Below are 14425 nucleotides of genomic sequence, written 5' to 3' on the forward strand. Positions count from 1 at the left end.
GTGCGGCCCATTCGCGGCACAACGCCGCTCCCATAAAGGCGCGTCAAATCAGAAGGGGTGGCAAGGCTGGCACCTTTGTTGCTTTACACGAGCTATCCGCCGCATGAGTGTCAAAAAAATGCGGCCGCCGGAGAGAGAAGGTCATGAGCCAAGGTGTTGAATTCAATCGTCTGATGCTGGACATGCGGGCCATGCAGGCCGATGCCATGTCGCTGCCCAAAGTGTCCGCCGCCCCTGAGCTGGCGCCGGGCCAGAGCAGCTTTGCCGACATGCTCGGCCAGGCCATCGGTAAAGTGAGTGATACGCAACAAGCCTCGACTCAGTTGGCCAATGCCTTCGAGATCGGCAAGAGCGGCGTCGATCTGACCGACGTGATGATCGCTTCGCAAAAGGCCAGCGTCTCCATGCAGGCACTCACCCAGGTACGCAACAAGCTGGTCCAGGCGTACCAAGACATCATGCAGATGCCGGTTTGAGGACGGACGTAACCCATGGCTGAAGCAGTCGTCGATAACGCCCCCGCTAAGAGCGGCCAGCCAGCGGCCAAGCCGCCGCTGTTCGGCATGGCGTTTCTGGAAAACATCTCGCAGATGCCCATGCTGCGTCAGGTCGGCCTCATGGTCGGGTTGGCGGCAAGCGTGGCGATCGGCTTCGCCGTGGTGCTGTGGTCGCAGCAGCCGGACTACCGGCCGCTGTACGGCAGCCTGTCGGGCATGGACACCAAGCAGGTCATGGAAACCCTGGCCGCCGCAGACATCCCCTACAACGTCGAGCCCAATTCCGGCGCTCTGCTGGTCAAGGCTGACGACCTCTCCCGTGCGCGCCTGAAGCTCGCGGCCGCAGGCGTGGCACCGAGCGATGGCAATGTCGGTTTCGAGCTGCTCGACAAGGAGCAGGGCCTGGGCACCAGCCAGTTCATGGAGGCGACCCGTTACCGCCGCAGCCTGGAGGGCGAACTGGCACGTACGGTGTCCAGCGTAAACAACGTCAAGGGCGCACGGGTGCACCTGGCGATCCCGAAAAGTTCGGTGTTCGTGCGTGACGAACGCAAGCCCAGTGCCTCGGTACTGGTCGAGCTGTACCCTGGCCGCGCATTGGAAGCCGGGCAGGTGATGGCGATCGTCAACCTGGTCGCCGCCAGCGTGCCGGAGTTGGACAAGTCGCAGGTTACCGTGGTCGACCAGAAGGGCAACCTGCTGTCCGAGCAGTTGCAGGACACTGCCCTGACCATGGCGGGCAAGCAGTTCGACTACAGCCGGCGCATGGAAAGCATGCTCACCCAGCGCGTGCATAACATCCTGCAACCGGTGTTGGGTAATGATCGCTACAAGGCTGAAGTGTCCGCCGACCTGGACTTCAGTGCGGTCGAATCGACCTCCGAGCAGTTCAACCCAGACCAGCCGGCGCTGCGCAGCGAGCAGTCGGTCGATGAGCAGCGCGCCAGCAGCCAGGGCCCGCAAGGCGTGCCGGGCGCGTTGAGCAACCAGCCACCCGGTGCTGCGTCCGCGCCGCAAACCACCGGCGCTGCTGCTACCCCGGCCGCCGCCATCCAGCCCGGCCAGCCCCTGGTGGATGCCAACGGCCAACAGATCATGGACCCGGCCAGCGGCCAGCCGATGCTCGCGCCGTACCCGTCAGACAAACGTCAGCAGAGCACCAAGAACTTCGAACTGGACCGTTCCATCAGCCACACCCGTCAGCAACAGGGCCGCATGACCCGCCTGTCGGTGGCGGTGGTGGTCGACGACCAGCTTAAGATCGACCCCACCAGCGGCGAGAGCACGCGGGCCCCATGGGCTGCCGAGGACCTGGCGCGCTTTACCCGCCTGGTGCAGGACGCGGTCGGCTTCGATGCCAGCCGTGGCGACAGCGTGACGGTGATCAACGTGCCGTTTGCCGCCGACCGTGGCGAAGAGATCGCCGACATCGCCTTCTATCAGCAGCCGTGGTTCTGGGACATCGTCAAGCAAGTGTTGGGCGTGGTGTTCATCCTGGTGCTGGTGTTCGGCGTGCTGCGCCCGGTGCTCAACAACATTACCGGGGGTGGCAAGCAGGCTGCCTCGGACAGCGACATGGAGCTGGGCGGCATGATCGGTCTGGATGGCGAACTGGCCAACGACCGCGTCAGTCTGGGTGGCCCGACAAGCATTCTGTTGCCAAGCCCGAGCGAGGGTTACGAGGCGCAGCTCAACGCAATCAAAGGCCTGGTGGCCGAAGACCCGGGCCGCGTGGCCCAGGTTGTGAAAGACTGGATCAACGCCGATGAGTGATAACCGAGCCGTTACCGCCAAGCTGAGCCGCGTCGACAAAGCGGCGATCCTGTTGCTCTCGCTGGGCGAGACCGATGCTGCCCAGGTACTGCGGCACATGGGGCCCAAGGAAGTGCAGCGGGTGGGCGTGGCCATGGCGCAGATGGGCAACGTGCACCGCGACCAGGTCGAGCAGGTGATGAGCGAGTTTGTCGACATCGTCGGCGATCAGACCAGCCTGGGTGTGGGGTCCGACGGTTATATCCGCAAGATGCTCAACCAGGCCCTGGGCGAGGACAAGGCCAACGGCCTGATCGACCGCATCCTGCTGGGTGGCAACACCAGCGGCCTGGACAGCCTCAAGTGGATGGAGCCGCGTGCCGTGGCTGATGTGATCCGCTACGAGCACCCGCAGATCCAGGCCATCGTGGTGGCCTACCTGGACCCTGACCAGGCCGGTGAAGTGCTGAGCAACTTCGACCACAAAGTGCGCCTGGACATCATCCTGCGCGTGTCGTCGCTCAACACCGTGCAGCCGGCGGCGCTCAAAGAGCTGAACCAGATTCTCGAGAAGCAGTTCTCGGGCAACTCCAATGCCGCGCGTACCACCTTGGGTGGCATCAAGCGTGCCGCCGACATCATGAACTTCCTCGACAGCTCCGTGGAAGGTGCGTTGATGGACTCGATCCGCGAAGTTGACAACGACCTGTCGGAGCAGATCGAAGACTTGATGTTCGTCTTCAACAACCTGGCCGATGTCGACGACCGCGGTATCCAGGCGCTGCTGCGCGAAGTGTCTTCGGACGTGCTGGTGGTGTCGCTCAAGGGCGCCGACGAGCGGGTCAAGGACAAGATCTTCAAGAACATGTCCAAGCGTGCCTCCGAGCTGCTGCGCGACGACTTGGAAGCCAAGGGGCCGGTGCGGGTCAGCGACGTGGAAACGGCGCAGAAAGAAATCCTCACCATCGCCCGACGCATGGCCGAGGCCGGCGAGATCGTGCTCGGTGGCAAGGGCGCCGAGGAAATGATTTAAGCCGCAGCTCCGCAGAGTGCTACTGGCCCGCTCCCACAGGGGCCAAGCCCGTCTACCTGTCGAACAGGGTTTTGAGTACCTGAGAACATGTCCAGCAAAGAGCATCACCCCAGCGACCTGATCCGCGCCCGCGACCTCGAGGGCGTCGATGTCTGGGCGTTGCCCAGCTTCGACCCGCAGCCCGAGCCTGAACCTGAGCCTGAGCCCGAAGTCATCGAGGAGGAAATCGAGGAAGTGCCGCTGGAAGAAGTCCAGCCGCTGACCCTCGAAGAGCTCGAAGCCATTCGCCAGGACGCCTACAACGAAGGTTTCGCCACCGGTGAGCGCGAGGGCTTTCACAGCACCCAGCTGAAGGTGCGCCAGGAAGCCGAGCAGGCCCTGGCAGCCAAGCTGGAAAGCCTCGAACGGCTGATGGTGAACCTGATGGAACCCATCGCCGAGCAGGACACGCAGATCGAAAAAACCGTGGTGCACCTGGTCGCGCACATGACCCGCCAGGTGATCGGTCGCGAGCTGCGCAGCGATTCCAGTCAGATCGCCCATGTACTGCGCGAAGCCCTGAAGTTGCTGCCGATGGGCGCGGACAACATCCGCATTCACCTCAATCCCCAGGACTTCGAGCTGGCCAAGGCCCTGCGCGAGCGCCACGAGGAAAACTGGCGGCTGCTCGAAGACGAAGCCCTGCTGCCAGGTGGCTGCCGCATCGAAACCGCCCATAGCCGTATCGACGCCAGCATGGAAACGCGTATCGAGAAGGCCGTGGCGCAGCTGTTCGATCAGCTTCACGACCATTCGCTGCACCCGGCACCGGCGGATGTTTCCATCGACCTGGATCACCCCGATGCGCCTTGATCGCACCAGTTTCGGAAAGCGCCTGGGCAGTTACGCCGAGACCATAGAGCTGCCGACCCAGCCGGTTGTCGAGGGTCGCCTGCTGCGCATGGTCGGCCTTACCCTGGAAGCCGAAGGCCTGCGCGCCGCGGTGGGTAGCCGCTGCCTGGTGATCAACGATGACAGCTACCACCCGGTGCAGGTCGAAGCTGAGGTCATGGGCTTTGCTGGCTCCAAGGTGTTCCTCATGCCTGTCGGCAGCATCGTCGGCATTGCCCCTGGGGCGCGGGTGGTACCGCTGGATGACGGTGGCCGCTTGCCCATGGGCATGAGCATGCTCGGGCGGGTGCTCGATGGTGCCGGGCGCGCCCTCGATGGCAAAGGTGGCATGAAGGCCGAAGACTGGGTGCCGATGGACGGCCCGGTCATCAACCCGCTCAACCGCGACCCCATCAGCGTGCCGCTGGATGTGGGCATTCGCAGCATCAATGGCCTGCTGACCGTAGGTCGCGGCCAGCGCCTGGGCCTGTTTGCCGGTACCGGCGTGGGTAAATCGGTGTTGCTGGGCATGATGACGCGTTTTACCGAAGCCGAGATCATCGTCGTCGGGCTGATCGGCGAACGGGGCCGTGAGGTGAAAGAATTCATCGAGCATATCCTCGGTGAGGAAGGCTTAAAGCGCTCGGTGGTGGTCGCATCGCCTGCCGATGATGCACCGCTGATGCGGTTGCGCGCTGCCATGTATTGCACGCGCATTGCCGAGTACTTCCGGGACAAGGGCAAGAATGTCCTGTTGTTGATGGACTCGCTGACCCGTTTTGCCCAGGCCCAGCGCGAGATCGCCCTGGCCATCGGTGAGCCGCCCGCGACACGCGGTTACCCACCGTCGGTGTTCGCCAAACTGCCCAAGCTTGTGGAGCGGGCGGGTAATGGCGAGCCCGGCGGCGGTTCGATCACCGCCTTCTACACGGTATTGTCGGAAGGCGATGACCAGCAGGACCCGATCGCCGACTCGGCGCGGGGTGTGCTCGACGGGCATTTCGTGCTGTCGCGCCGCTTGGCCGAAGAAGGCCACTACCCGGCAATCGACATCGAAGCCTCGATCAGCCGGGTCATGCCCCAGGTGGTCGATGCCGATCATCTGCGTCAGGCGCAAAAGTTCAAGCAGCTGTGGTCGCGCCTGTCGCAGAGCCGTGACCTGATCAGCGTGGGTGCCTATGTGCCCGGGGGCGACCCGGAGACCGACCTGGCCATCGCCCTGCAATCACGGCTGGTGGACTTTCTGCGCCAAGGCCTGGACGAGAACGTCGGCATGGCGCAGAGCCGCGAGCAGCTGGGGGCGATTTTCACGCCTCCGGCGGGCGGTTAACAGGCCATGGCGCTGCCCGGACGTGCCGCGCGCCTGGCGCCGGTGGTGGCTATGGCCGAAGAAGCCGAGCGCAAGGCCGCCCAGCGTCTGGGGCATTTCCAGCAGCAGGTGGCCCAGTCCCAAGTCAAGTTGGCCGAGCTGGAGCGGTTTCGCGAAGACTACCAGCTGCAGTGGATCAACCGCGGCGGGCAGGGCGTCAATGGCAACTGGCTGGTCAACTACCAGCGTTTTCTCGGGCAACTGGAAACAGCCATGACCCAGCAGCGCCAGAGCCTGAGCTGGCACCAGAACAACCTGAACAACGCCCGCGGCACCTGGCAGCAGGCCTATGCCCGGGTGGAGGGGTTGCGCAAGCTGGTACAGCGTTACCTGGAGGAAGCGCGGCGGGCCGAAGACAAGCGCGAGCAGCGGTTGTTGGATGAGCTTTCGCAGCTGTGCTTGAGGCGGGATCGCATCTAGTCGTTTGCCTCGCCAACTACGCGAGTGGTGTGTCGCTCATGCAGGTGTGTGTATGCGGAGCGAGGAGGTGAGGCGCAGAGCTTGGCACGTTTCATGTATTCGCTGACATGGAGTGTCAAAATACTGCTTGCTCTTAATTGAAATCGCTCAGGATTATCTATGCACGGCCAACCGCTTTCGGATGAACTCAACACCTGTTGTCTAGACGCCATTCCTGAGGGGGTGTCTTCAATTGTTGAGATCGGCAGTGGTGGGCTATCGCTTGCGCAGAAAGTCAGAGAGGCGTTTCCGCGTATTACCTATACGTGCATTACATCCGACCCGGTGGTGCATGCCAAGGCCAAAGCGGTTTGTGATCATGCTGAGCTGGCGGCGGTCGATAATCTGAATGACGCTTTTTTTGCAGGGTACGAACAGCATCACTGTTGGCTGCTGGGTGAAATGTTGGCACAGGTTGCCGACCCGTGGGCGTTGCTGCGCACCCTTGAAGCGCATTTGCCAGAGGGTGGAAGCGTGGTGGTGTGCATGCCCAATGCGCAGCATTGGTCGTTGCAGGTAAAGCTCGCGGCAGGCGCCTTCGGTTACCAGGAAGAGGGGCTGCTGCATCGCTCTTACCTGCGCTGGTTTACCCGTGAAACATTGCTGCAGTTATTGAGCGATACGGGCTTCGAAATGGAATATGGGCAGCCGTTCAGTTCGGCCCACTCATTAAGCGATACGTTTTTGCCGTTGATTGGGCAAATTGCAAAGGCAGCAGCGGTGGATGTTGATCTGGCCATTGCCGACGCGACGCCAAGCCATTACATCATTCGTGCGGTTCGTAAAGCCAAGGCGGGTGGCGAGCGCGCGCGCCCCTTGCTGACGAATGAGCAGTTCGTGCTTGAGGACCGTCGCGTCAAAAAAGATTCAAGGCTTTGGGTGTTTCCAGTTTGTGCGTTTGATCATTTGTTGACCGGTAATGATCGTGCTGTATTCGAGGCCGTACGTTATCGCAACGATATACGTAAAGTTGTACTGACGCGAAGCAAGCCGTGTGCTTTCGACGGTGACAATGTTGCTGTTCTTCCCTTGGCCAGTCGCGAGGGGCAGGAGGCGTTGATCGCAGCCGGTTATATTTTCGTCAAGCACTCTGCTGCGGTTAATGCGCCGTATCCGCTGGACGGAAAGCTTCATCGTTTTATCAACCTGTGGCACGGAATTCCGCTCAAGCGAATTGGCGTCGCGTCTTTAGATAACGCTGCCCATGTGGAAGGCTTGAAGGGCGAACATGCAAGGCATCACGCTGTCATCGCTTCCTCAAAAATGGACCAGTTGGCAATGGCGGTGGCGTTCAATCCTGTCCCGCTGGATAAGATATGGATCACAGGGTTACCGCGAAACGACATTGTGGTGTGCGATGAACATCGCCTTCCTGCAGATTTCATCGAGCAGTTGGCTGACCTTCGTGATGTCTTGAGTGGGCGCAGGCTGGTCCTGTTTGCGCCGACGTTTCGCAATGGCCAGGCGGCTGCCTATTATAATTTCAGTGCGCAGCAACGTGACGAATGGGTAGCGTGTCTTGAGCGCCACAACGCTGTCCTGGGTATTCGGGAGCACATGGCGGACAGCTCGCATAGCTATTCGGCTGCACTGATGTCCCAGGGTGGGCCATTTGTTAGTCTGGACCGGCAGCGTTTTTCTGAAATAGAGGTTCTCTACAGGGAAGCGCACGTGCTAGTGACTGACTACTCAAGTTGCTTCATCGACTTTATGTTGACGGGGCGGCCGCAGATCAGTTTTGCGTATGATAGGTCACGCTACGAAGCCCAGGAGCGTGGAATGTTCTACAACCTTGAGGACGTTTTCCCAGGCCCCGTGTGCTCGGATTTCTCCGCGCTACTGGCTGCTTTGGAGGCTGTCTTGGCAGGCGAAGTGATTGAACCATCTGAACGGTATTCTCAAAAGCGAAGGATGTTCTTCGAATATACCGATGACGGCAATGCCAATCGGTTGGTGGCCCATCTGCTGCAGGAGATCTCGCCATAAAAACGATCATCACATATGGAACGTTTGACGTCCTGCACGCCGGTCATATTCATCTATTGGCGCGGGCCAGAGCGTTGGGCGATCGTTTGGTTGTGGGGCTGTCCACTGACGAGTTTAATGCGCTGAAGCATAAAAGTTCGCTGTTGGACTACCGCAATCGGCGGATCGTGCTGGAGGCAGTGCAGTACGTCGATGAGGTTTTTCCAGAGAGCACGTGGGAACAAAAAATTGAAGATGTCCGGCGTTACGGCGCTGATGTATTTGTTATGGGAGATGATTGGGCCGGTCAGTTTGATTACCTCGCCACGGCGTGCGACGTGGTGTATTTGCCGAGGACCAAGGATATTTCATCAACGTTGATTCGCGATGAGCTAAAACGGCGGGTAGGCTGAGTAGGCTTGCCGTTGCGGTGGGCATGCAATCTATGCCGCGTCTTGCCAGCCTCGTTCCTGCCTGCTAAACCTTAGAGTTGCATCCGCCATCATCGAAGGAATCGCTAGCATGGCAGTCGAGACTGTTTTTTCGCAGGACGGGAAAAAGCTCACGATCAAGATCAAGGGGCGCTTCGATTTCGGCAAGCATCAGGAGTTTCGCGACGCCTACGAGCGCCAGCCTGATCGGCCGGACTCGGTGGTGGTCGATCTGAAAGACACCACCTACCTCGATAGCTCCGCGCTCGGCATGCTGCTGTTGCTGCGCGATCACGCGGGCGGCGACGACTCGGATGTGCGCGTGGTGCATGCCAGCTCCGATGTGCGCAAGATCCTCGCCATCTCCAATTTCGAAAAACTGTTCGATATCAGTTGAGCCTGGTGATGGCTGCCGAACAGGCATTGACCGTGCTGGTCGCTGAAGACGGGGCGGCAGACCGCTTGCTGCTGGCGCAGATCGTCCGGCGCCAGGGCCATCAGGTGTTCACGGCGGAAAATGGCGAGCAAGCGGTGGCGCTCTTTGTCGAGCGCCGCCCGCAACTGGTGCTGCTCGATGCGTTGATGCCGGTCATGGACGGTTTCGAAGCGGCCCGGCAGATCAAGGCCCTGGCCGGCGAGGCGCTGGTGCCAATCATTTTCCTGACCTCGCTGAACGAAGAAGATGCGCTGGTGCGCTGCCTGGAAGCGGGCGGCGATGACTTCATGGCCAAGCCGTACAGTGCGGTGATCCTCGCCGCCAAGATACGCGCCATGGGCCGCCTGCGCCGGTTGCAGGCCACCGTGCTCGCCCAGCGCGACGAGATCACCCGCCACCATCACCACCTGCTTAACGAGCAACGGGTGGCCAAGGCGGTATTCGACAAGGTGGCCCATGCCGGTTGCCTGGCCGCGCCCAATATCCGCTATCTGCAATCGCCCTACGCATTGTTCAACGGTGACCTGCTGCTGGCAGCGTTCACGCCCTCCGGGGACATGCAGGTGCTGCTGGGGGATTTCACCGGCCACGGCCTGCCTGCCGCCGTCGGCGCCATGCCCCTGGCCGAAGTGTTCTACGGCATGACGGCCAAAGGCTATGGCCTGGCGCAGACCCTGCGCGAGATGAACGCCAAGCTCAAGCGCATCCTCCCGGTGGATATGTTCTGTTGTGCCTTGATGCTCAACCTGAGCGTGCAGCGGGGTTCGGTGGAGGTATGGAACGGCGGCATGCCCGACGGCTATCGCTTGTCGGCGGGCGGCGGGGTGCTGTCGACGCTTGCCTCGCGCCATCTGCCGCTGGGCATTCTTGCCCCCGAGCGCTTCGATGACAGCACCGAAGTGCTGCCGCTGGCGGCGGGCGAGCGCTTGTTGCTGTTGTCGGACGGGGTGCTCGACACCGCCGATGATCAGGAGCGCTTGTTCGGAGTCGAGCGCCTGCATGAGGTGTTGGCCGACAACCGTGACCCGGCGTGCCTGTTCGACGAGGTGATGCTGGCCTTGGAGCGTTTCGGCGGGCGCCCTCGGGATGACATCAGCCTGTGTGACATCCGCATGTTCACGGCTGATGAGCGGGTGCCGGCGCCAATGATCTACGCTGAAAGCGGCCGCCCCAGCCCGCTGGATTGGTCGCTCGGTTTCGAGCTGCGCAGCGAAAGCCTGAAGCGGTTCAATCCGGTGCCGTACCTGGTGCAGTTGTTGCAGGAGATTCACCCACTGCAGTCGCGTACCGGCAATCTGCACAGCGTGCTCAGCGAGCTGTATTCCAATGCCCTGGAGCATGGCGTGCTGGGCCTGAATTCGCGGCTCAAGCGTGATGTCCAGGGCTTTGCCGACTACTACCGGGAGCGTGCCCGGCGCTTGGGCGAATTGGCCGACGGCTTCGTGCGTATCGACCTCAAGGTGGAACCCCTTGCCGAAGGCGGGCGTCTGATGATCGAGGTGCGGGACAGCGGTGCAGGGTTCGATGTACAGCGCGTACTGTCGCGGCCATCCCGGGAGCACGGCTTGAGTGGCCGTGGTTTGAACCTGGTACAGCGGCTCTGCAGCGACGCCCAGTGGTGCGAGGGTGGTCGCTGTGCGCGGGTCGAGTTCGTGTGGTGAGCGCTTATGGTGAGCGCTTTAATAAAGAGCCACGCCCTGGCTTGATCAAGGAGTGAACAAGTGACAGAGATTCATATCGACCACAAGGTGCTCAGTGATCTGCGTGAGGTCATGGAGGATGGCTACCTGCACCTGGTGCAGACGTTCCTGGACGACTCCGAGCGGCGCCTGAGCGAGTTGCACGCCGCCAAGAGTGCTGATGAACTGGGCTCGGCGGCCCACAGTTTCAAGGGCAGTAGCAGCAACATGGGGGCTGTCGCCTTGGCCGCCCTGTGCCAGCAACTCGAAGACCGCGTACGGCAGCCACCCTTGTATGGCATCGAGGACCTGATCAACCGCATCGACAAGGAGTATGTGGAGGTTCGGCGCTTCTACCGCGGCGAGGGGCAAGGTATCTCGGCTGGCTGATGCGCGAGTTGGCGCGAGTTTTGCCTGTCTTTGCCCGGATGACTTTTCAGTTTCTGGCGCGGAGACCGCTCAATGCCTGTCGCACCCAATCCTTTGTTGCAACCAAGCGCCGTAGGCAAATCGTCGCGAGCAACCGGCTCGATTGCCGACAAGCCGTTGCAGGCGCAGGGCGACGCGGGCGGCGGCTTCGGCCAGGTCATGGCCAAGCAGCAAGCGTTCGGGCACGACGACAAGGTCGCCCAGGCCAAGCCCAAGGATAAACCTGAGGTGGCACACGGCGGCAAGAAACACGCTGCCGACAAGCCGTCGGTTGCCGATGACGGCAACAAATTGCCAGCCGAAGATCAGGCGCCAGCCGCAAACGACACGGGGTTGCGTGATGCCAGCCTGGTGGCCGGCCAGGTCACTGATGCGCAACCTGGGGCGCAATTGATTCAAGCCCAGGCCGAGGCGGTGGCGCCGGTGCTGCAGGCTGCCACGGCACAATCGCAGGCGCTTGCCGAGCTGCCTGAGGAGCCACTCGCTGCAGAGGCCTTCGACCCCGACGCCGACCCCTTGGCTAACCTGCCGACCTTGCGCCTGGCCCTGGAGCAGAGCGCTCAGGCCAAGGGCACCACCTCGGCACACGCCGTGGACCCTTCGCAGGTCCAGGGCGACGAGGGGCGGGCAGCCGTCAATACCTTGGCGAATCTGATCGACAATGCCGAGGGTGACGCGGGTGAGCCCGGCGACAAGGCGTTCGGCGCGCTGCTCGAAGATGGCTTGAAAGACACCAAGAGCGCCAGCAGCGACACGCGCATCGACGATTTCGCCGATCGACTGGCTAGCCTGACCCAGGCCGCCACGGCCAAGACCGCCAATGCCGTGCCAGCGAGTACCAGCCCCTTGCACCAGCCATTGCCGATGAACCAGAGCGCCTGGACCGAGGGCTTGGTCAATCGGGTCATGTACCTGTCCAGCCAGAATCTCAAGTCGGCGGATATCCAGCTGGAGCCAGCAGAGCTGGGGCGGTTGGACATCCGCGTCAATGTTGCGACGGACCAGTCGACCCAGGTGACGTTCATCAGCGGCCACGCCGGTGTGCGTGACGCCCTCGACAGCCAGGTGCACCGCCTGCGCGAGTTGTTTGCCCAGCAGGGGCTAGCGCAGCCTGACGTCAACGTTGCTGACCAGTCGCGTGGGCAGCAGCACCAGCACGCGCAGGAGCAGGGCAGCAATCTCTCGGGCGTTGCAGCGCGGCAGCAGGCCGGGCAGGGCGGCGCCGAGCAGGTCGACAGTGCAAGACCGGTTGAGCAGCAGGTGGTGATTGGCGACAGTGTGGTCGATTACTACGCGTGATGTTCTGTTGTCTGTGCTGGCCTCTTCGCGGGCAAGCCCGCTCCCACAGGTGTTGTACTGGCTTCTAGGGCAGTGAGGTACCTGCGGGAACGGGCTTGCCCGCGAAGAGGCCAGCACCGGTAAACCTGGATAAACCCTGGGGTCGCCAAATCTGGCATAACACTTGCTCAAGCCACGTCATCCTCCTTTGAACCCCCGATGGACGACGGATTATTGGCATGGCGAATACCGAAGCAGTAAAAGACCCCGCCACAAATGGCAAACTCAAGCTGATCCTGCTGTTGGTGCTGGGCCTGGTGCTGGCAATCGGCCTGTCGGTGGGCGCTACCTGGTTCATCATGCACAAGAGCGAGCCTGCGCCGGCCACCGACCCGGCAGCTGCCAACGTCAAGCCTGCAGCCATCTACGAGGTGCTCACCCCGGCCTTCGTGGTCAACTTCAACCAGAACGGCCGCCAGCGCTACATGCAGTTGAGCGTCACCCTGCAAGGTCGCAGCCAGGCTGATCTGGATGCCCTCAAGGTGCACATGCCGGTGATTCGCAACAACCTGGTGATGATGTTCTCTGGGCAAGGCTTCGACACCCTGGCCGCCAGCCCGGTCGGGCAGGAGATGCTGCGTCAGAAAGCCACCGCCGTGGTCCAGGAAGTCGCCCAGAAGGAAGTCGGCAAGCCGGTCATCGACCAGTTGCTGTTCACCAATTTCGTATTGCAGTAGGAGTCCGCAATGGCCGTACAGGACCTGCTGTCCCAGGATGAAATCGATGCGCTGTTGCACGGTGTCGACGATGGTCTGGTGCAGACCGAAAGCGCTTCCGAGCCAGGCAGTATCAAAAGCTACGACCTGACCAGCCAGGATCGAATCGTCCGCGGTCGCATGCCGACCCTGGAAATGATCAACGAACGCTTTGCCCGCTATACCCGCATCAGCATGTTCAACCTGTTGCGCCGCTCCGCCGACGTGGCGGTGGGCGGCGTGCAGGTGATGAAGTTTGGCGAATACGTGCATTCGCTGTATGTGCCGACCAGCCTCAACCTGGTCAAGATCAAGCCGCTGCGCGGCACGTCGCTGTTCATCCTCGACGCCAAGCTGGTGTTCAAGCTGGTGGACAACTTCTTCGGCGGTGATGGCCGTCACGCCAAGATCGAGGGCCGCGAGTTCACCCCGACCGAGTTGCGCGTGGTGCGCATGGTCCTCGACCAGTGCTTCGTCGACCTCAAGGAGGCCTGGCAGGCCATCATGCCGGTCAACTTCGAGTACATGAACTCTGAGGTCAACCCGGCCATGGCCAACATCGTCGGCCCCAGCGAGGCGGTGGTGGTGTCGACCTTCCACATCGAGCTGGACGGCGGTGGCGGCGACCTGCACGTGACCATGCCGTACTCGATGATCGAGCCAGTGCGCGAAATGCTCGACGCGGGCTTCCAGTCCGACCTGGACGACCAGGACGAGCGCTGGGTCAAGGCCCTGCGCGAGGACGTGCTGGACGTCGCCGTGCCACTGACCGCCACCGTCGCCCGCCGCCAGCTGAAGCTGCGCGACATCCTGCACATGCAGCCTGGCGATGTGATCCCGGTGGAGCTGCCCGAGCACCTGGTGCTGCGCGCTAACGGCGTGCCGTCGTTCAAGGCGCGCCTGGGTTCGCACAAGGGCAACCTGGCGCTGCAGATCATCGACCCGATCGAACGCCGCTGACGGCGTGCCGGTCGCTCACTACGAATTGAATGCCTGTCGAGGAAATCATGGCTAACGAAAACGAGATCACCTCCCCAGAGGACCAGGCCCTGGCCGACGAATGGGCCGCGGCGCTGGAAGAAACCGGTGATGCCGGCCAGGCCGATATCGATGCGCTGCTGGGTGGCGACGCCGGCAACAGCGGTGCGGGCCGCCTGCCGATGGAAGAGTTCGCCAGCTCGCCGCGGCCGAACGAGAACGTCAGCCTCGAAGGCCCAAACCTGGACGTGATCCTGGATATTCCGGTGAACATTTCCATGGAAGTGGGCAGCACCGAGATCAATATCCGCAACTTGCTGCAGCTGAACCAGGGTTCGGTGATCGAGCTTGATCGCCTGGCTGGCGAGCCGCTCGACGTGCTGGTCAACGGCACGCTGATCGCCCATGGCGAAGTGGTGGTGGTCAACGAGAAGTTCGGCATCCGCCTAACCGACGTGATCAGCCCCAGCGAACGTATCAAGAAGCTGCGCTGA

The 14425-nt window shown here is 61.9% G+C and carries 15 protein-coding genes; all 15 read left to right on the forward strand.

Annotated elements, in window-relative coordinates; genetic code table 11:
* The first annotated feature begins 143 nt into the window (after positions 1-143).
* The 15 genes from fliE to fliN all read left to right on the forward strand — a co-directional run bounded on the left by fliE (position 144) and on the right by fliN (position 14425).
* Positions 144-476 (forward strand): flagellar hook-basal body complex protein FliE, encoded by a 333-nt coding sequence (gene fliE / locus OGV19_RS03705; protein ID WP_264312185.1) that lies wholly within the window; start codon positions 144-146, stop codon positions 474-476.
* A gap of 15 nt (positions 477-491) precedes the next feature.
* The gene (gene fliF / locus OGV19_RS03710) at positions 492-2270 is read left to right on the forward strand and encodes a flagellar basal-body MS-ring/collar protein FliF (protein WP_264312186.1); all 1779 of its coding nucleotides are present in this window, start codon (positions 492-494) and stop codon (positions 2268-2270) included.
* The gene (fliG, locus tag OGV19_RS03715) at positions 2263-3282 is read left to right on the forward strand and encodes a flagellar motor switch protein FliG (protein ID WP_027593031.1); all 1020 of its coding nucleotides are present in this window, start codon (positions 2263-2265) and stop codon (positions 3280-3282) included. Before fliF ends, fliG begins: the two co-directional genes overlap by 8 nt.
* Positions 3283-3369: 87 nt before the next feature.
* Positions 3370-4134, forward strand: a complete 765-nt coding sequence (fliH, locus tag OGV19_RS03720) for a flagellar assembly protein FliH (protein WP_264312187.1) — start codon at positions 3370-3372, stop codon at positions 4132-4134.
* Positions 4124-5482, forward strand: a complete 1359-nt coding sequence (fliI, locus tag OGV19_RS03725; RefSeq protein ID WP_264312188.1) for a flagellar protein export ATPase FliI — start codon at positions 4124-4126, stop codon at positions 5480-5482. Before fliH ends, fliI begins: the two co-directional genes overlap by 11 nt.
* A gap of 6 nt (positions 5483-5488) precedes the next feature.
* Positions 5489-5941, forward strand: coding sequence for a flagellar export protein FliJ (fliJ, locus tag OGV19_RS03730; protein WP_264312189.1), 453 nt, complete (start codon positions 5489-5491; stop codon positions 5939-5941).
* 159 nt (positions 5942-6100) lie between these two features.
* Entirely contained in the window at positions 6101-7966 is a 1866-nt protein-coding gene (locus OGV19_RS03735) for a CDP-glycerol glycerophosphotransferase family protein (protein ID WP_264312190.1), read from the forward strand.
* 8 nt (positions 7967-7974) lie between these two features.
* On the forward strand, positions 7975-8358 hold the full coding sequence (gene tagD, locus OGV19_RS03740) for a glycerol-3-phosphate cytidylyltransferase (protein WP_319026077.1): 384 nt from the start codon (positions 7975-7977) through the stop codon (positions 8356-8358).
* A 109-nt stretch (positions 8359-8467) separates the two neighbouring features.
* Positions 8468-8773: an STAS domain-containing protein gene (locus OGV19_RS03745; RefSeq protein ID WP_264312191.1), complete on the forward strand. Its 306-nt coding sequence runs from the start codon at positions 8468-8470 to the stop codon at positions 8771-8773.
* A gap of 8 nt (positions 8774-8781) precedes the next feature.
* Entirely contained in the window at positions 8782-10473 is a 1692-nt protein-coding gene (locus OGV19_RS03750) for an ATP-binding SpoIIE family protein phosphatase (RefSeq protein ID WP_264312192.1), read from the forward strand.
* 60 nt (positions 10474-10533) lie between these two features.
* Complete coding sequence (locus OGV19_RS03755; protein WP_264312193.1) at positions 10534-10881, forward strand: Hpt domain-containing protein; 348 nt, start codon at positions 10534-10536, stop codon at positions 10879-10881.
* A gap of 72 nt (positions 10882-10953) precedes the next feature.
* The gene (locus OGV19_RS03760; protein WP_264312194.1) at positions 10954-12219 is read left to right on the forward strand and encodes a flagellar hook-length control protein FliK; all 1266 of its coding nucleotides are present in this window, start codon (positions 10954-10956) and stop codon (positions 12217-12219) included.
* Between the two features lie 218 nt (positions 12220-12437).
* Complete coding sequence (gene fliL, locus OGV19_RS03765; protein WP_264312195.1) at positions 12438-12935, forward strand: flagellar basal body-associated protein FliL; 498 nt, start codon at positions 12438-12440, stop codon at positions 12933-12935.
* Between the two features lie 9 nt (positions 12936-12944).
* The gene (gene fliM, locus OGV19_RS03770; RefSeq protein ID WP_027593022.1) at positions 12945-13913 is read left to right on the forward strand and encodes a flagellar motor switch protein FliM; all 969 of its coding nucleotides are present in this window, start codon (positions 12945-12947) and stop codon (positions 13911-13913) included.
* Between the two features lie 47 nt (positions 13914-13960).
* Positions 13961-14425 (forward strand): flagellar motor switch protein FliN, encoded by a 465-nt coding sequence (gene fliN / locus OGV19_RS03775; RefSeq protein WP_264312196.1) that lies wholly within the window; start codon positions 13961-13963, stop codon positions 14423-14425.

Source organism: Pseudomonas putida, assembly GCF_025905425.1.
Taxonomy (GTDB): domain Bacteria; phylum Pseudomonadota; class Gammaproteobacteria; order Pseudomonadales; family Pseudomonadaceae; genus Aquipseudomonas; species Aquipseudomonas putida_AF.